The sequence below is a fragment of the Saccharothrix deserti genome, from assembly GCF_009769385.1.
GTDB classification, from domain to species: Bacteria; Actinomycetota; Actinomycetes; order Mycobacteriales; family Pseudonocardiaceae; genus Actinosynnema; species Actinosynnema deserti.
The window spans coordinates 240,190-256,022 of record NZ_ML775960.1 but is presented as its reverse complement, the minus strand read 5'-3'; the positions used below and the strand labels follow the sequence as shown (position 1 = coordinate 256,022).

Here is a 15,833-nt window from a genome sequence, read left to right as displayed (position 1 = left end):
GGAAATCTCTCAGAAAGTTATCCCTCCTGTCGAGGACCGTATGGCAGAGGTGCACGAAGGGGACGCCTATGACCTGATGGCGAAACTTCCTGTCGAGTCGGTCGACCTGATTATCACGTCGCCACCCTATTGGGGCCTGCGTACTTACGGCTTGGAGCACAATGAAGATATCCTGCAAGAATGGATAGCCGAAGGCAATGATAAGGAACAGGCTCCGTCCTACGATTGGTACCGTCTGCATGGCGGATGCCTTGGTATGGAACCCTTGCCTGAGTGGTATGTCAGCAACCTTGTTGAAATCTTTCAGCGCGGAGCGCATGCGCTTAAGCCTGGTGGCAGCATGTGGATCAACATCGGTGACACTTACTTCGCGCGCTGGTCGAGTATCCGCTTCGACGGACGTCAAGGTCTCGGAGATAACCCTCGGATGCGCCGCAAGACGCCAATGGGCGGTTTTCGTCAGGAGAAGCAGTTGCTGCTGATTCCGGCGCGCTTCGCCATAGCTATGCAGGATAAGCGGTGGATTCTCCGTAACGACTTGATCTGGGAGAAGCGCAACGTTCCACCGAGGCCGGAGAAAGATCGCTTGCGTCTCGCCCACGAGCACTTTTACCACTTCGTCAAGCGCCCTAAGGAGGGGCGTCCCAAGTACTACTACGACATTTCAGCAGTGGAGGAAGGTGCTCGTGATGTGGTGACGGTGAATGTGGCATCCGGCTCCGATGGGCACTCCGCCACATTCCCTGTTCGACTGATTGAGCCTCGTATTGTTAGCTCGTGTCCGCCCGGTGGTCTGGTGCTTGATCCCTTCTGTGGCACCGGGAGGTCGCTTGCTGTGGCGGTGAAAAACGGGCGTCGAGCTATGGGGTTTGAGATTACGTCAAATTTTTCGACTTCAGCCCGCGTAAATATTGGGAGCCCAGGGTTCGTGACCGCCCTTGCTGACGCTGTTGACCAAGGCGAGGTCTCTGTGGAGGATGGGCCACAGTCAAGCTTGTTTTAAAGTTCTGGAAACAAGCTGGCCTGGCTGGAAGACGTCTTGAGCTTCTTCTGAACTTTGGCTACGAACTCGTCGTACAGTGCACTTCCCTCGCCGCTTGAAGTCATGGCCTCTACGTAGCTCGCCAGTGTCGTACGGACAACCTCTGCGCGTTCAAGCTTCAGTTGACCGTTGGGCTCCTGGGCGCCGGTGTACTCGAAGCCGGCGAATGTGATGTCCCATTGATCGCCGTCTTGGATCGGCGTGAAGTTTACTCGACTGCGGAGCTGCTGAAGGATGCTTTGCTGCATTACGACGTACAGCGGTACTTCGATCTGCTTAAGGTACTCGCCCTTGACGGCAACCTGGGTACCGAGTCGCTTGTAGACATTTCCGGTATTCACACCGTAGTCAATGGTGTCCTTACGGCCTTTGCGTGCGGCTTCTTCCGTGAAGTAAGAGCGCCAGTTGGCTACGTCGCCAGCTTCCCACGCCCTCCACGCTGGACCAACGCCTCCGCCGCGGAGGTCAATCGCCTGAGTCTCGATCGCGATGTACTTCTTCGTAGCCTGTGAGCCCTCCGCAAATGCGACAAAGTCAATATTGAGCTTGGGACTATCTGTCACCGTCACTTCAGGGACCAGCGTCGCTTCCGCATCACCGAAGTAGTCGTGGGCTGCCCACTTCACAGGTGGGCCGTCAAGGCGATGGTCGCAAACGGCGTAGGTGTTTTGCACCTGGTTGTTCCACTTGGCTGCGTAGGTAACAGAGCAGTAGCCGAATCCATACTGGCGCTGCTTCTCGCAGGTACCACCTGCGAACGGGCAAGCCTGTGCTTCCCAGGTCTTAAGGGCTTCAGGTGATGTGCTGTCATATGGAAAGCCGTAGGCTTCCACAATAGGAAAGACAGTTCCTCTGGGGGAGCGCTTGCCGTTGCCGTTCGTCACTCAAGCAGCGTAGCCATGTGCTGCCTCGGGTGGGAGTCAATCGGTAATCTTTGAGGTAGAGCTGCCGCGGCGGGCAGACGCCTCGCAGCTCAGCCGTACCGCACAGGTGGTTCATCACTGCAAAGAGCGTGCAGGTCTGCCCTTCGGACGAAGCACGACTCCGGCGTTGAGCAGGTGCTGACGCACGGTCTCGTTGCCGACCTCGAACTTGTCGGCGAGTTGGAGGATGGAGTAGCCGGAGTGGTAGAGGCGGGCTGCTACTTGGACGTCGTCGGGACTGAGAGCACGGCGGGTGGTGTCGATGCCACGGGCCCGGAGGTGTTGGCCGATGGTGCTGCGGTGCTGGCCGAACTGGGCGGCTAGCTCGCGCACGGTGGCGCCGGCTTTGTGGGCAGCAACCAACTCGTCGATCTGGTGTGGTCGCAAGGGCTGAGCGGTGCGGTAGGTGGTGAGGGTTCTGGTGGTTGGGCCGTCCGCTGGCCAGGACTTTCCTAGGGCGAGCAGGCGTCGGGTGGCTCTACGGGGGTTTGCAAGGGCCTCAACGATGCCCACCAAGATATTATGATTTTCATGTTCAATTGAACATTTCCCAGAGGTCAGCACGAATAAGTGCTGACCTTTTTGGGTCTATCGGTACAGTAGAAGAGCTGTGAGTTTGTCGACGGGCTACCCCTTATAGGGGTGGTTTGAGCTCAACTAGCTCACTTGATTTATGGCATCGGTACGTGTATATAGCCTATTTGTCACCCCTGTGGGATGTACCGATGGTGTTGTGTTGGGCACAGCAATAGAGCTCCCTGTCTTAGGGAGCTCTATTGGTTTATGCATTATTGAGTAAGAACTCAATAATCAGACGGAGTAGCCAAAAGATGACTTTACTTCCGCGTGGTTTTTTATGTCCAGACATAATTTGTGTCCTGAACCTGCCCGCGTCATGCTAATTCTACCATTGTCCAGTCTTTTGTTCAATAGAGATCGACGCGGCTCGATCGCGCACGGCAAACGACCATGATTTGCATTAACAGCGGGGGGGGGGGTAAACTAGTAGTAGTCTATGCCTCGTCTAACAAACTACGACTACATAGTGACGCATCATGTGCTGGCCACTTACTGGCAGCGACATGAGTTTGTTTTTGCGACTCTGACGCCAAACGAGCAGTGGGCACTGCATGGCTACTTTGTGCCGTATCGGCAAGGGTTATCTGTAGAAGAATTATTAGAGCATCGTCGTGTCATCACCAAGCAGCAGCCTGCTTTGCCGCAGCGAGCTGGACGAGCATTGAGTCAGTTCCGGCAAAACGATAATGCACTCGCTGCGCGGAGTGCTTCTGGCGTGAAGGCTGGCACGGGCGTGGCGATACCAACTGGCGGAGACCATGGTCTGCCGACTGTCTACGCATTGGTGAACCCGGAGATTGATGTGCAGAAGGTGGCGCGGGCGTTGATCGCTATGGTGGAGTGGGAGAGGAAGCGGAAGAAGGGATAGGGCCTTTGCTTGAAACCCCCTCTTTTGCTGACCGTCCGTAGAGTGCATGGGTTATCACCGCAAAGAGCGTGCAGGTCTGCCCTTCGGGCGTAGTGCGACTCCGGCGTTGAGCAGGTGTTGGCGCATGGTCTCGTTGCCGACCTTGAACTTGTCGGCGAGTTGGAGAATGGAGTAGCCAGAGTGGTAGAGGCGGGCTGCTACTTGGACGTCGTCGGGGGTGAGGGCGCGTCGGGTGGTGTCGATGCCACGGGCCCGGAGGTGTTGGCCGGTGGTGCTGCGGTGCTGGCCGAACTGGGCGGCTAGCTCGTGCACGGTGGTGCCGGCCTGATGGGCGGCGACCAGTTCGTCGATCTGGTGAGGTCGTAGTGGCTGGGCAGTGCGGTAGGTCGTCGGCGTTCTGGTGGTTGGGGTGTTCGCTGACCAGGACTTTCCTAGGGCGAGCAGGCGTCGAGTGGCTCTACGGGGGTTTGCAAGGGCCTCAACGATGCCCACTGTGCCTTGCGGGGGTGCAACCCCCGCGCCCCGCCCGGCGGGCTCCGCCCCCGGACCCCCGCGGGGTCTCGCGCCCCTGGCCCCCGCCCGGCGGGCTCCGCTGCGGCGCTGTCGCGCTCGCGCTCCGCCCGACCACCTCCGTGCTCGGGCTGCCCGGTCGCCTGTCCAACCAGCCGGCTTCCTCGTCGGGCGCAACCGCCGCACCTTTCGGCAAGGGGTTGAAAGGGCCTTGGCCACGCCCACCGCTGTGTCCACCGGGCCCCAGTCCGCCCGGTATTGATCGCCTGGGCGCAGAAGTCTGGGCGAAATCTCCGCGCCCACGTCGTGTACGCCTGGTGAGTACGCACAGCCGCAAAACGTCGCTCGCGCCGCGAAGGTCACCGTGACCGTCGTCAACGGCACCGACGAGCCGTTCGACGCCGGACTGCTCTCGTTCGGTGGCGACGCGCAGTTCGACGGCAGGAACGCGGAGACCGTGTTCGACTCGAACGGTCCGTGTGGGAGCGGCGGATTCGAGAACGCCACGGTGCTTCCCGGTAAGACCTACACCTGTGAAATGGCCGTCGTCGTCGGTGCGCAGCCCGGAGAACTCCAGATCACGCTGCAGCCCGATTTCGGCTCCGACAAGGCCGTGTTCGTGGGCCAGGCGTAAACGCACGTGGATCGGTAGCGCGGTGCGAAAGACCGCGTGCGGAAGGCGCCACTCCGGCGACGAGGGCTGGTTGCCGAACAAGAAGTACGCCGGAGTCGGCACCTAGCCCGGTGACCACCAACGTTCACCGGGTTCGCCAACTGCCGGTGGTGGCATCAGCCGGAGAACCTCTTCGCGACGTCCCGGAGCCGTTCCACGGCCTCGGCCACCTGGTTGCCGGTGATGTTCGTGCCAGGTATCGGGCCTGGGTGCCCCAGGCGCTCGACCTGGTCGGCGAAGCGCAGGTACTCCCGGTGAGCGTGTTCCCGGCAGGCGAGGCAGGTGACGCTTTCCGGACGGGGCGAGGTCATCGCGTAGGGCACCTGGAGTCCGCAACCGGTGGTGACGACGCTCGGTGCGTCGGTCACGCGGCCCAGCATCGACGAGATCAGGTTGCGGACAGCGGGGCCGGCCTCCAGCACCTTCTGCTCGACGTGGATGTGCGGATCCGTCTCGCTCATCTGCGGCCGCGCCTCCGTCCGAGTAGTGCGGAAACCAGGCTACAGCCCGGCGAGTCGCCGACCCGGTGAACGTATGTGGCCACCGCACTAGCCCGGGTGACAGGCCGGGCGCTTGCGGTACGAGCGCTCTTCGTCGGTCGCCCGCGATGCCGGGAAGGTCGGGGAACTGCGGCGCGCCATCAGGTCGATGACCTCGGCGCGCATGCCCTCGACCACGTGCCAGCGGCCCTCGCACAGGAGGTGGACGCGGCCGTTGATCGTGGTCTCGAAGGTGAGCCAGTGGTCCATCGGGATGGGAGCGGTGAGCAGGTGCTCCCGGGCCTGGTCGGCGCACGGGATCAGGCGTGACTGCCTCAGTTCGTCTGTCCGGGCGTACTCGGGGATGCGGGCGAAGCGGGCGGTGATCACGGTGACGTCGAGCGTCGGGTCCAGCGGCAGCGGGCCGTACCCGCCGACGTCGTTGGTGCGGAACGACACCGTGTCGCCCGCCCGGCTCACGGCGGCGTCGGGCCAGCGCAGGCCCAGCGAGCCGAACCGGGTGTTGCCGCCCAGCGCGACCGCCAACCGGGTTTCCAGCACGGGCACCAGCGGGTCGTCCTCGGCCAGCGTGTCCTTGATGCCCTGCCCGGCGAGGTGGTGAATGGTTTTCACGTCGGTTCGGAGCTCCTTCGATGTGTATAGCCGAAAAGTATTCGGAAAGGTCCGTCTCAGTTGGTTGAAATAATGGCACACCAAAGAGTGAAAAGGGTCACGTGGCGTGGGTCGGTCGGTGAGCGGCGCGGGGGCGGGCCCCGTGGCGGAACCGCCACTCGTGGCCGGTGAGGTGCGGTGATGCGGTCGGGCGGCACGTTCGCCCACGCTGAGGTGCACGGCTGGTCGAATCGGGTGGAAGCGCACAACCGGATGCCACTCGGTCGGGTGATGAACGTGTGTCAATCGGTGACCGCGCGAGTCGGAATAGTGGATTCGTACCGCGTCGGCCCGGTTATCGGTCTCGGTGAATGGCTTGACTGGTCGCTTTGCGGGGACGCGGGACCGTTCGGCGCACCAGGACGTCCGCTCGCCCTGGTGGGCCGGATGGCTCATTAGGGGTTGCTAACCGAGTCCCCCTATGTGACATCCCCCTATGCCGGAGCCTTCCGAGGAAGTAACTTCCTCGCATGTCGCCCAGGGCCGTCACCGCGGTGGTCGGTGTTGCGTTCTTCCTGGCCGGGTTGCTGATCATGTTGTCGCCCCTGTCCACGGACTCGCCGTCGGGTTTGTCGATCCCCTGCGGCAACAGCGTGGGGATGGGGTACGACGAGCTCGCCGTCGAGGCCGAGGGCGACGCTTTCGTCGAGATCTGCAGTCGGCTGCGCATGGAGCGGTTGGCGTGGGCCGCTCCTGTCGCTGTGTTGGGTGTTCTGCTCGTGACCGGGAGCATCGTGGTGCGGCGGCGGTCGGCGACGTAGCTACCTACGAGTAGCTTCTACCGCATGACGTGGATGGTCTACGGAGCCAACGGGTTCACCGGCACGCTGGTAGCGGAGCTGGCGGTGCGGCGCGGGCTGCGGCCGGTACTGGCCGGCCGCTCCGCGGAGAAGGTGCGCCCGCTGGCCGAACGGCTGGGGCTGGAGCACCGGGTTTTCGACCTTGAGAACGCCGTGGACACCGTGGGCGCACTGGAGGGCATCGACGCGGTCGCCCACTGCGCCGGCCCGTTCTCGGCCACCTCGGGGCCGATGGTCGACGCCTGCCTCAAGACCGGCACGCACTACCTCGACATCACCGGCGAGATCGACGTCTTCGAGGCCGTCAGCCGACGGGACGGGGAGGCCGAGGCCGCGGGCGTGGTGCTGCTGCCGGGCGCCGGGTTCGACGTCGTGCCGACCGACTGCCTCGCGGCGATGCTGCACCAAGCGCTGCCCACGGCCACCCACCTCGACCTGGCGTTCGTGGTCCAGGGCGGCGCGAGCGCGGGCACGGCCCGGACCGCCGTGGAGGGCTCGGGTGGCGGGGGACGGGCGCGCGTCGACGGCGAGATCCGCGGCGTGAAGCTCGGTCACCGCCGCCGCACCGCCCACTTCCGCGACCGGCCCCGTGACGTCGGCGCGATCCCGTGGGGCGACGTGAGCACGGCCTACCGGTCCACCGGCATCCCGAACATCACCACGTTCACCACGTTCCCCGGCGTCCTGAGCAGCCTCCAGCCGCTCACCGCGCCGCTCCTGCGCACCGGCCTGGCCCAACGGCTCGGCAAGGCGGTGGCCAGGCGCATCGGCGGGCCGAACGACTCCACCAGGAGCAAGACCCGCTGCGAGGTGTTCGGGGAGGTCTGGGACGAGCAGGGGAACCGGGTCCGGGCCGCGCTCACCGGCCCGAACGCCTACGACCTCACCGCGGACTCGGTGGTCACGGCGGTCCAACGCCTCGGCGACGCCACCCCCGGCGCGCACACGCCGTCCAGCGCCTTCGGAGCGGACTACGTCCGGGCGCTGGACGGCGTGGTGGTCAGCGAGCCGACCTCAGCGTGACGGCCATAGCGTGACGAACCGAGCGTGACGGCCACAGCGTGACGGCCTCAGCGTGACGGCCTCAGCGAGCCGACAGCAGTGAGGTGATCTCCTGCGCCGCGCCACCGGCCTCGAGCAGGTGGTGCAGGCCCTCCGGCAGCACGTCGCCGCGCTTCTGCACGGCCTGCGCGTACAGCCGGCCGGCGCGGTAGGACGAGCGGACCAGGGGACCGGCCATGACACCGGAGAACCCGATGCCCTCGGCGGTCTCCTTGTGCGTCACGAACTCCTCCGGCTTCACCCAGCGCTCCACCGGGTGGTGCCGGGGCGAGGGCCGCAGGTACTGCGTGATGGTGATGATCTCGCAGCCCGCGTCGTGCAGGTCGCTCAACGCCTCGGTGACCTCGTCCGGCGTCTCGCCCATGCCCAGGATCAGGTTGGACTTCGTCACCAGACCGGCCTCGCGGGCCGCGGTGATGACCTCCAGCGACCGCTCGTAGCGGAACGCCGGGCGGATGCGCTTGAAGATGCGCGGCACGGTCTCCAGGTTGTGCGCCAACACCTCGGGGCGCGACGAGAACACCTCGGCCAGCTGCTCCGGCACCGCGTTGAAGTCCGGGATCAGCAGCTCGACGCCGGTGCCGGGGTTCATCGCGTGGATCTGGCGGACGGTCTCGGCGTACAGCCACGCGCCGCCGTCCTCCAGGTCGTCGCGCGCCACACCGGTCACGGTCGAGTAGCGCAGACCCATGGCCTGCACGGATTCCGCGACCCGCCGCGGTTCATCGCGGTCGAGGTCGGCGGGCTTGCCGGTGTCGATCTGGCAGAAGTCGCAGCGACGGGTGCACTGCTCGCCACCGATCAGGAAGGTGGCCTCCCGGTCTTCCCAGCACTCGTAGATGTTGGGACAACCGGCCTCTTCGCACACCGTGTGCAAGCCCTCGCGTTTGACCAGGCCCTTGAGCTCCCGGTACTCGGGGCCCATCTTCGCCTTGGTCTTGATCCACGAGGGCTTCTTCTCGATGGGCGTTTGGCTGTTGCGGACTTCCAGCCGCAGCAGCTTCCGACCTTCAGGTACGACGGTCACGACTTCAACCCTACGTCACGAGGGGTCGGGTGTGACGCCCGTGAGCTTGGCCGTCAAGTCCCACAACCGGCTCGCCGCGAGCTCGTCCTGAGCCGCTGTCGAGGACGCCGCGGGGGCGGGGTGGCCGCGCATCTCGCGGAACCCGTCCGGCCCGTAGTAGGCGCCCGCCCGCACGTCAGGCGATGTCGCCGCGTAGAGCTGCGGCAACACCCCCGTCTCGACGGACTGCGAGAAGAAGTCGGTGACCCTGGCGCCCAGCCCGAGCAACGGGTTGCCCTGGGCACGGGCCATGGTGGCGCTCAGCTCGGTGGAGGTGAGGCCGGGGTGGGCAGCGACGGACGTCACGTCCACGCCCGCGGTCCGGGTGCGCCGGTCCAGCTCCCGCGCGAACAGCAGGTTCGCCAGTTTCGACTGCCCGTAGGCGCCCCACGCCGTGTACCGGCGCACCTCGAAGTTCGGGTCGGCCAGGTCGATGCGGCCCGCCTGGTGGGCCAGGCTGGACACGGTGACCACGCGCGCGCCCGGCCGGGTGCGCAGCGCGGGCATCAGCAGCCACGTCAGCGCGGCGTGGCCGAGGTGGTTGGTGCCGAACTGGCGCTCGAAGCCGTCGGCGGTGCGCCCCAACGGCACGGCCATCACGCCCGCGTTGTTGACCAGCACGTCCAGCGCGTCACCGGTGCGCTCGCGGACGGTGTCGGCGGCCGTGCGGACCGAGGACAGGTCGGCCAGGTCCAGGGACACCAGCTCGGCGTTGCCGCCGGTCGCGAGCACCCGCTCCAGCGCGCGCTGCCCGCGTTCGGCGGACCGGCAGGCCAGCAGGACGCGCGCGCCCTTGCCCGCCAACACCTCGGCGGTGCGCAGACCGAGGCCCGAGTTGGCCCCGGTCACCAGCGCGGTGCGCCCGCTCTGGTCGGGGATGTCCGCGCTGTCCCATTTCCTGGGAGTCCACTTCGGCATTCCTAATACCTACAGGTGATCAGGCGCTCTTGGCGAGCCCGCGGTGCCTGCCGGGCACGACGGCGGCGGTGCCGCCGCGGATCAGGTTGGCGAACGCCGCGCCGACGCGGGACACGTCCGCGCTCGGCTCGGACAGTTCCGCGAGGCCCGCGGTGAGCGCCAACATCCGCTGCTCGCGCTCGATCGCGTCGGTCGAGGTGAGGTGCGCGTCGAGCACCGCGCGCAGCACCGGCTGCTCGGCGGCCAGCTCGCGCCACGTGCGCGTGACGATCTCCACGCGGTCGTCGTCGCTGTCCTCCAGCGCCGTGCCGAGCCGCCCGGTGAGCTGCTGCATCCAGCGGTAGTGCAACGCCAGGAGCAGTTCGTCCTCGGTGGCGAAGATCTCGCGGTCGAACGTCAGGGGTGCCGCGGGATCCCCCGCCGCGGCGCGGAGCACGGCGTCCAGAGCGTCACGTCGTCGGTAGAAGTCGGTCCAACTCATGATCACGCCTCCTCTCGTGGTGACCGGCGTCATACCTCAGGTCTTTGGCATACCGTCGGTATGGCCGATGAGGCGAACATACCACGAGTACGTACCGTCGGTATGTCGTAGGTTGTGAGGGTGGTGACAGTGCGATCAAGGCGGTTGGAGTACTCGGAGTCGACGAGGCAGGCCCTCGTGGACAGCGCCGTCGAGCTGTTCACCAAACGCGGGTACGCGGGCACGTCGCTGGACGAGGTGGCCAAGCGGGCGCGGCTCACCAAAGGCGCGCTCTACCACCACTTCAGCGGCAAGCAGGCGTTGTTCGAGGCCGCCTTCGACTCGGTCGAGAACACGTTCATGCGCAAGCTCGGCGAGATCGTCAGCGCGCCCGGCAACCCGTGGGAGACGGCCATCGCGGGCCTGCGCGCGTACGTCCGGGTCTGCCTGGAGCCCTCCTACCAGCGGATCGTGATCCACGAGGCGCCGGTGGTGATGGGCTGGGAGCGCTGGCGGGAGGCCGAGGAGCACTTCAGCTACGGCCTGCTGCGCTCCACCATCGAGGTGCTGGTGACCTCGGGCGAGTTGGAACAGCTGCCGGTGGAGACGATGAGCAGGCTCCTGTTCGGCGCGCTGTCGGCGGGCGCGAGCACGATCGCGAGCGCGAGTGATCCGCGCAAGGCCAGCGCCGAGGTGGAGCGCACCATCGTCCGTGTGGTGGAAGGGCTTCGGGTGCGCACGGACGCGGTCGCCGCGCCACCGGAGGAGAAGCGGTCGCGTTCCCGTCGCCGGTAGTGGCGTTCAAGACGCTGGGGTCGAGGCGCCGGGGCCGGGCCGACTAGCGTGAAGGCGGTGGAACTCCGCATCTTCACCGAGCCCCAACAAGGGGCCTCCTACGACGATCTGCTGGCGGTGGCGCGCGCTGCCGAGGCCGCGGGCTACGGCGCGTTCTTCCGCTCCGACCACTACCTCAAGATGGGCGGCGTCGACGGTCTGCCCGGACCGACCGACGCCTGGATCACGCTCGCCGGTCTGGCCCGCGACACCGAGACGATCAGGCTCGGCACGCTGATGACCGCCGCGACGTTCCGCCACCCCGGCCCGCTGGCCATCAGCGTCGCGCAGGTGGACCGGATGTCCGGCGGCCGGGTCGAGTTCGGCCTGGGCGCGGGCTGGTACGAGGCCGAGCACACCGCGTACGGCCTGCCGTTCCCGTCCACTGTGGAGCGTTTCGAGCGGTACGAGGAGCAGCTGGAGATCGTCACCGGGCTGTGGAACACCCCGGTCGGCGAGACGTACGACTTCGAGGGCAAGCACTACCGGCTGGCCGACTCGCCCGCGCTGCCCAAGCCCGTGGACAAGATCCCGGTCCTGGTCGGCGGCACGGGCCGCAAGCGCACGCCCGCGCTCGCGGCGAAGTTCGCCGACGAGTTCAACCTGCCGTTCCAGGGCGTGGACACCGCCGTCGAGCTGCTCGCCAGGGTCGACGCGGCGTGCGACGAGATCGGCCGCGACCCGGCCGAGATCACCCGTTCCGCGGCCCTCGTGGTGTGCGTGGGACGTGACGACGCCGAGGTGGCACGCCGGGCCGCCGTCATCGGCCGCGAGGTGGACGAGCTGCGGCAGAACGGCCTCACCGGCACGCCCGCCGAGGTCGTGGACAAGCTCGGCACGTGGCGCGACAAGACCGCCATCAGCCGGGTCTACCTCCAGCTGCTCGACCTGGCCGACCTGGACCACGTGGACCTGATCGCGGAGGCGGTCGCGCCTCAGCTGCGCAGCTGACCGGCCACGTCCGACGCGGCGGTGAGCAGGACGAGCACGGGGATGGTGGCCGCCGGCCGCAGCCGGTAGCTCCCGCGCTTGTCCTGCTCCACCACGCCGGACGCGGTCAACGCCTTGAGGTGGTGGTACAGCTGGCCGGTCGACCCGAGCTTGGCCGCCTCCTGCAACGCCGTCGCGGGCTGGCCGCCGTGCGCGAGCAGCGTGCGGACGATCTCCACCCGCACCGGGTGCGCCAACGCGGACAGCACCTCGATCCGGGGCCGGTCCGCCAACGACAGCGCGCGCTCCGGGGTCACGTCGATCCGCCACGTGACCCGGCCGTCCCCGAGCGCCACCCGGCCGCCGTAGCCGAACTCGCCGCCTCCGTCCTCGGCTTCGGGCAGCGCGATCGTCTCCCGGTCGTCGTCGCCCTCCAGCGCGGCCACGCGCTGTTCCAGCTCGGCAAGTCGCTGCACCAGGTCCACCGTTGCCATCCTAGGAGAGGGTGACCTGGAATCGCCGCAGGACAGCGGGCTCCAGCAGGGCGTTCCGCGTCAACTCGACCAGTTCCGCGGCCGTGCCGAACCGCTGCTCGTCGACCTCCTTCGTCAACACCGCCGCGCTGCCGACCCGGCCGTCCGCCCAGCGCACGCTGAAGCCGACCGTGATGATCCCCGGCAGCGACCCGCCCTTGAACCCGATGCCCGCCACGCCCGGCGGCAGTGCGTGACCGTGTTCGAGGTGCGTGCGGGCGACGGGCACGTCGGTCATCGCCCGGTGCGCCCGGTTGAGCGCCGCCGCCGTGCCCGACCACGTGCCGCGCGCCCACGGCCGTTGGCCCTCGTAGGTCGTCGGGATGTCGGGGAACTTCCCGATCACCTCCAGCTGCAGCCGCGGGTCGCGCAGGTACTGCCGCACGCTCACCCGGCGGCCGAGCACGAAGTGCAGCACCTCGGCCAGGATCTCCGGGACCTGCAAGGTCGGCCACCTGGCCGCGGTGGCGTTGATCAGGCCCTCGCCCAACCGGTACCGCAGGAAGTCGGTGGCGGCGTTGTCGCTGTACCGGATCATCACCGCGGCCAGGTCGTCCAGCGTGACGAACCGGCGCGGGTCGTCGGCCGTGACGCCGTTGGAGAACGGGATGCCCAGGGACCGCAGGGACGCCTGGTGCGCGCCGCCGTCCAGGCCCAGGTAGTACTGCTCCCACTCGCCGACGCGCACCTTCTCGTCCGGCCGCACCACACCGGTCTCCACGGCCTTCGCGTACGCGGCCAGGTGCACGACCTTCACCGCCGACGCCAGCGGTTGGCGTTCGTGCGCCCGGTGCGATACCCGACCGCCCCGGCCGTCGTCCAACGCCACGGCGACGTGCTGCCGGTTGGCCCGGAACCAGGCCAACCAGTCGTCCGGCTGGGCGGTGGCCGTGGCGGGTGCGGCCGGTAGCAGTGCCGCGGCACCGGCCGCCCCGCAGGTGAGGAACAGGCGTCGTCGAGTCAGGAGCACGACGAATCTCCCCTCTGGTAGTCCGTAATTCCGGAATACTAGAGGGGAAGAGTCGTGGTTGTCAGCCGGTTCCGGTGGTCAACCCGTCAGCGTCAGCCCGTCAGCCCGTCTGCACGGCGAAAGTCACGCCCGCAGCGACCGGCCGCTCGCGGACCAGCGTGCGGTCGGTCAACGGCAGGTCGCCGTTCAACGCGTCGATGACCGCCTGGCGGGCCAGCGGCAGCACCTCCGCCACCGTCACGTCCCGGTCCAGCTCGTGCGACAGCGACGCCACCCCGGCGTCCCGGATGCCGCACGGGATGATGTCGCCGAACGCGGCCAGGTCGGCGTTGCAGTTGATCTCGAACCCGTGCATGGTGACGCCGCGCTGCACCCTGATCCCGATCGCGGCGACCTTGCGCTCGACGCCCTTGTCGTCGGCCGGGATCCACACGCCGCTGCGGCCCTCGACGCGTCCGGTGTGCACGCCGAGCTGATCGCACACGTGGATCAGTGCCTGCTCCAGGCGGCGGACGTACTGGACGACGTCCAGCGGCTCGTCCAGCGCCACGATCGGGTAGCCGACCAGCTGGCCCGGTCCGTGCCAGGTGATCTTGCCGCCCCGGTCGACGTCGATGACCGGGATGTCGCCGCCCTCGGGGCGTTCCTCGGGCTGGGTGCGCCGGCCGCACGTGTAGACGGGCGGGTGTTCCAGCAGCAGCACCGTGTCGCCGATCGCGCCGTTCGCGCGTGCCTCCGCGAGTTCACGTTGCAGGTCCCACGCGGCCAGGTAGTCGATGGTGCCCAGTTCGCGCACCTCGATCGGGTCCGTCGAGGTGCGGCAGGAAAGGTCAGGACTGCTCACGTCTCGACATTACGCCCACGGGTAGCAGCCCCAGGGCACGGGCGACGACCAGCCCGACCCCGACCACGGCCAGCACCGCGCCGACCGTGTCGGTGAACCAGTGCATCTCCAGCACGACCCGACTGGCCGCCGTGACCACGACCGCCGCGCAGGCCAGTGCGATGGCGTGCTTGAGATACCGCCGTGCCAGCCACGCGCACAACACCACACCCGTGAACGCGACCGAGGTGACCGCGGTGACGTGCCCGCTCGGGTAGGCCCACTTCGGGTACTCGATCGGCCGCAGCCGCTGGTAGCCGTAGCGGGCGAGCAGCGTGCACCAGCAGGCCGCGAGCAGCACGGCGGCACGCAGCAGCAGCAAGTCCTTGGCGAGCAGCGCCCGCAACCCCAACGCCAGCAACGCGATCGTGGCCAACCCCGGGCTGAGCACGAAGCTCACCACGGCCGCCGAGTGCGCGAAAGCCGGTCCCAGGTCCAGCGCGACCAGGTGCAACCCCTGGTCCAGCGCGGGCGGCTCGTCGCGGACCGAGAGCCCGAGGACCATCGAGGCCAGCGCCAGAACGACGCCGACCAGCGCGCCCATCACCCTTCGACGGCCGCCGCCACGGCGGCCCCGAGGGCGGGGTGCAGGAACTGGAAGCCGCGTTGTTCGAGCACCCGCGGTATCGCCCGTTGACCGGCCAGGAGCCCTTCCTCGGCGATGTCGCCGAGCACGGCCTTCAGCGCGAACGCGGGCGCGACCCACGGGGTCGGCCGGTGCAGCGCGTGCCCGATGGTGCGGGTGAACTCGGCGTTGGTGACCGGGCTGGGTGCGGTGATGTTCACCGGGCCGGAGACGTCGTGCTCGATCACGAACCGGATGGCCGCGATGGCGTCGTCGAACGAGATCCACGGCATGTACTGGCGGCCGTCGCCGACGCGTCCGCCGAGGAAGAAGGAGAACAGCGGCTTGATCTTGCCGAACAGGCCGCCGGACGGGCCGATGATCAGGCCCGTGCGCAGTCTGACGACGCGGGCGTGCTGTTCCGCGGGCGCGGTGGCCGCCTCCCACTGGCGGCAGAGCCCGGCCAGGAACCCGGTGCCCGACGGCCGCGACTCGTCGACGACCTCGTCACCGGTGTTGCCGTAGTAGCCGATGGCGCTCGCGTTGACCAGCACCGGGACGCCGTGCTCGGCGACGGCCGCGGCCAGCACCTCGGTCGGCACCGTGCGGCTGTCCAGCAGCACCTGCTTGCGCGCGTCGCTCCACCGCTTGTCGGCGATACCCGTGCCGCAGAGGTTGACCACCACGTCCACGCCGTCCAACGCGCCCGCGTCGATCCGCCCGGCAGGCGGGTCCCAGCCGCGCTCGTCCGGCGCACTCGGCCGTCGCCGGACCAACCGCAGAACCTCGTGCTCGGCACCGCGCAACGCGGCGACCAGACTGGTGCCGATGAAGCCCGATGATCCCGCGATCACAACCCGCATGGGTTGATCGTCTCGCAGCAGGGGGCCTGTTGCACAGCGGTCGAGGTGTCACCATCGCCACCCAGCGCGCGACCGATCGAGGGAGCGGACCCGGACGGTCAGCCCTTCCGGGCTGCTCACGTGCACCGCCGCTTGAGGCGCGGACGCCGAAGGCCGCCCCCTGGCGAACCGGGGAGCGGCCTTCGGCGGGACGAACTCGAAAC

General features: G+C 67.5%; 20 protein-coding genes. 7 read left to right on the top strand and 13 right to left on the bottom strand.

What is annotated here, in order from left to right; genetic code table 11:
• Window positions 1-40: 40 nt before the first annotated feature.
• Window positions 41-1,003, top strand: coding sequence for a DNA-methyltransferase (locus FM051_RS03425; protein ID WP_202918658.1), 963 nt, complete (start codon window positions 41-43; stop codon window positions 1,001-1,003).
• Here the strand turns inward: FM051_RS03425 and FM051_RS03420 are convergent.
• Window positions 1,000-1,926, bottom strand: a complete 927-nt coding sequence (locus tag FM051_RS03420; protein ID WP_158840527.1) for a NotI family restriction endonuclease — start codon at window positions 1,924-1,926, stop codon at window positions 1,000-1,002. The two genes, FM051_RS03425 and FM051_RS03420, sit on opposite strands and share 4 nt — an antisense overlap.
• A gap of 114 nt (window positions 1,927-2,040) precedes the next feature.
• A complete protein-coding gene (locus FM051_RS03415) occupies window positions 2,041-2,478 on the bottom strand; it encodes a helix-turn-helix domain-containing protein (protein WP_158840525.1) in 438 nt (145 codons plus the stop codon).
• Window positions 2,479-3,010: 532 nt separating this feature from the next.
• Between FM051_RS03415 and FM051_RS03410 the strand changes: the two genes are divergently transcribed.
• The gene (locus tag FM051_RS03410) at window positions 3,011-3,412 is read left to right on the top strand and encodes a hypothetical protein (protein ID WP_158840523.1); all 402 of its coding nucleotides are present in this window, start codon (window positions 3,011-3,013) and stop codon (window positions 3,410-3,412) included.
• 54 nt (window positions 3,413-3,466) lie between these two features.
• Here the strand turns inward: FM051_RS03410 and FM051_RS03405 are convergent, their stop codons facing one another.
• Window positions 3,467-3,724 carry a helix-turn-helix domain-containing protein gene (locus FM051_RS03405; protein WP_158840521.1) on the bottom strand — a complete coding sequence of 86 codons (258 nt, stop codon included), beginning with the start codon at window positions 3,722-3,724 and terminating at the stop codon, window positions 3,467-3,469.
• 562 nt (window positions 3,725-4,286) lie between these two features.
• Here FM051_RS03405 and FM051_RS03400 point away from each other — a divergent pair.
• Entirely contained in the window at window positions 4,287-4,556 is a 270-nt protein-coding gene (locus FM051_RS03400) for a hypothetical protein (RefSeq protein ID WP_158840519.1), read from the top strand.
• 155 nt (window positions 4,557-4,711) lie between these two features.
• Here FM051_RS03400 and FM051_RS03395 read toward each other — a convergent pair whose 3' ends face one another.
• Window positions 4,712-5,056 carry a hypothetical protein gene (locus tag FM051_RS03395; RefSeq protein WP_158840517.1) on the bottom strand — a complete coding sequence of 115 codons (345 nt, stop codon included), beginning with the start codon at window positions 5,054-5,056 and terminating at the stop codon, window positions 4,712-4,714.
• A gap of 87 nt (window positions 5,057-5,143) precedes the next feature.
• Window positions 5,144-6,142: a TIGR04141 family sporadically distributed protein gene (locus tag FM051_RS53635; RefSeq protein ID WP_338019444.1), complete on the bottom strand. Its 999-nt coding sequence runs from the start codon at window positions 6,140-6,142 to the stop codon at window positions 5,144-5,146.
• A gap of 74 nt (window positions 6,143-6,216) precedes the next feature.
• Here FM051_RS53635 and FM051_RS03385 point away from each other — a divergent pair, with 74 nt between their 5' ends.
• Both FM051_RS03385 and FM051_RS03380 read left to right on the top strand, forming a co-directional pair.
• Window positions 6,217-6,507 carry a hypothetical protein gene (locus FM051_RS03385; protein WP_158840513.1) on the top strand — a complete coding sequence of 97 codons (291 nt, stop codon included), beginning with the start codon at window positions 6,217-6,219 and terminating at the stop codon, window positions 6,505-6,507.
• A 24-nt stretch (window positions 6,508-6,531) separates the two neighbouring features.
• Entirely contained in the window at window positions 6,532-7,569 is a 1,038-nt protein-coding gene (locus FM051_RS03380; protein WP_158840511.1) for a saccharopine dehydrogenase family protein, read from the top strand.
• 61 nt (window positions 7,570-7,630) lie between these two features.
• On the opposite strand, the gene lipA is transcribed toward FM051_RS03380, so the two are convergent.
• From lipA to FM051_RS03365, 3 genes are read right to left on the bottom strand one after another with little or no spacing between them, the layout of a single operon-like run.
• A complete protein-coding gene (lipA, locus tag FM051_RS03375; RefSeq protein WP_158840509.1) occupies window positions 7,631-8,635 on the bottom strand; it encodes a lipoyl synthase in 1,005 nt (334 codons plus the stop codon).
• Window positions 8,636-8,650: 15 nt separating this feature from the next.
• Complete coding sequence (locus FM051_RS03370; protein WP_158840507.1) at window positions 8,651-9,592, bottom strand: oxidoreductase; 942 nt, start codon at window positions 9,590-9,592, stop codon at window positions 8,651-8,653.
• Between the two features lie 19 nt (window positions 9,593-9,611).
• Entirely contained in the window at window positions 9,612-10,073 is a 462-nt protein-coding gene (locus FM051_RS03365) for a hypothetical protein (RefSeq protein WP_158840505.1), read from the bottom strand.
• A 129-nt stretch (window positions 10,074-10,202) separates the two neighbouring features.
• On the opposite strand from FM051_RS03365, the gene FM051_RS03360 reads away from it, so the two are divergent.
• Both FM051_RS03360 and FM051_RS03355 read left to right on the top strand, forming a co-directional pair.
• Window positions 10,203-10,847, top strand: a complete 645-nt coding sequence (locus FM051_RS03360; protein WP_158840503.1) for a TetR/AcrR family transcriptional regulator — start codon at window positions 10,203-10,205, stop codon at window positions 10,845-10,847.
• A gap of 57 nt (window positions 10,848-10,904) precedes the next feature.
• Window positions 10,905-11,837 carry an LLM class F420-dependent oxidoreductase gene (locus FM051_RS03355; protein ID WP_158840501.1) on the top strand — a complete coding sequence of 311 codons (933 nt, stop codon included), beginning with the start codon at window positions 10,905-10,907 and terminating at the stop codon, window positions 11,835-11,837.
• Here the strand turns inward: FM051_RS03355 and FM051_RS03350 are convergent.
• The 5 genes from FM051_RS03350 to FM051_RS03330 form a co-directional block, all read right to left on the bottom strand.
• Window positions 11,822-12,310 carry an ArsR/SmtB family transcription factor gene (locus FM051_RS03350; protein ID WP_158840499.1) on the bottom strand — a complete coding sequence of 163 codons (489 nt, stop codon included), beginning with the start codon at window positions 12,308-12,310 and terminating at the stop codon, window positions 11,822-11,824. The genes FM051_RS03355 and FM051_RS03350 overlap by 16 nt on opposite strands.
• A 1-nt stretch (window position 12,311) precedes the next feature.
• On the bottom strand, window positions 12,312-13,319 hold the full coding sequence (locus tag FM051_RS03345; RefSeq protein WP_158840497.1) for a serine hydrolase: 1,008 nt from the start codon (window positions 13,317-13,319) through the stop codon (window positions 12,312-12,314).
• Between the two features lie 100 nt (window positions 13,320-13,419).
• On the bottom strand, window positions 13,420-14,163 hold the full coding sequence (lipB, locus tag FM051_RS03340) for a lipoyl(octanoyl) transferase LipB (RefSeq protein WP_158840495.1): 744 nt from the start codon (window positions 14,161-14,163) through the stop codon (window positions 13,420-13,422).
• Entirely contained in the window at window positions 14,150-14,746 is a 597-nt protein-coding gene (locus FM051_RS03335; RefSeq protein WP_158840493.1) for a phosphatase PAP2 family protein, read from the bottom strand. Before FM051_RS03335 ends, lipB begins: the two co-directional genes overlap by 14 nt.
• On the bottom strand, window positions 14,746-15,630 hold the full coding sequence (locus tag FM051_RS03330; RefSeq protein ID WP_158840491.1) for a TIGR01777 family oxidoreductase: 885 nt from the start codon (window positions 15,628-15,630) through the stop codon (window positions 14,746-14,748). The genes FM051_RS03335 and FM051_RS03330 overlap by 1 nt, the downstream gene beginning before the upstream one ends.
• Window positions 15,631-15,833 lie beyond the last annotated feature (203 nt).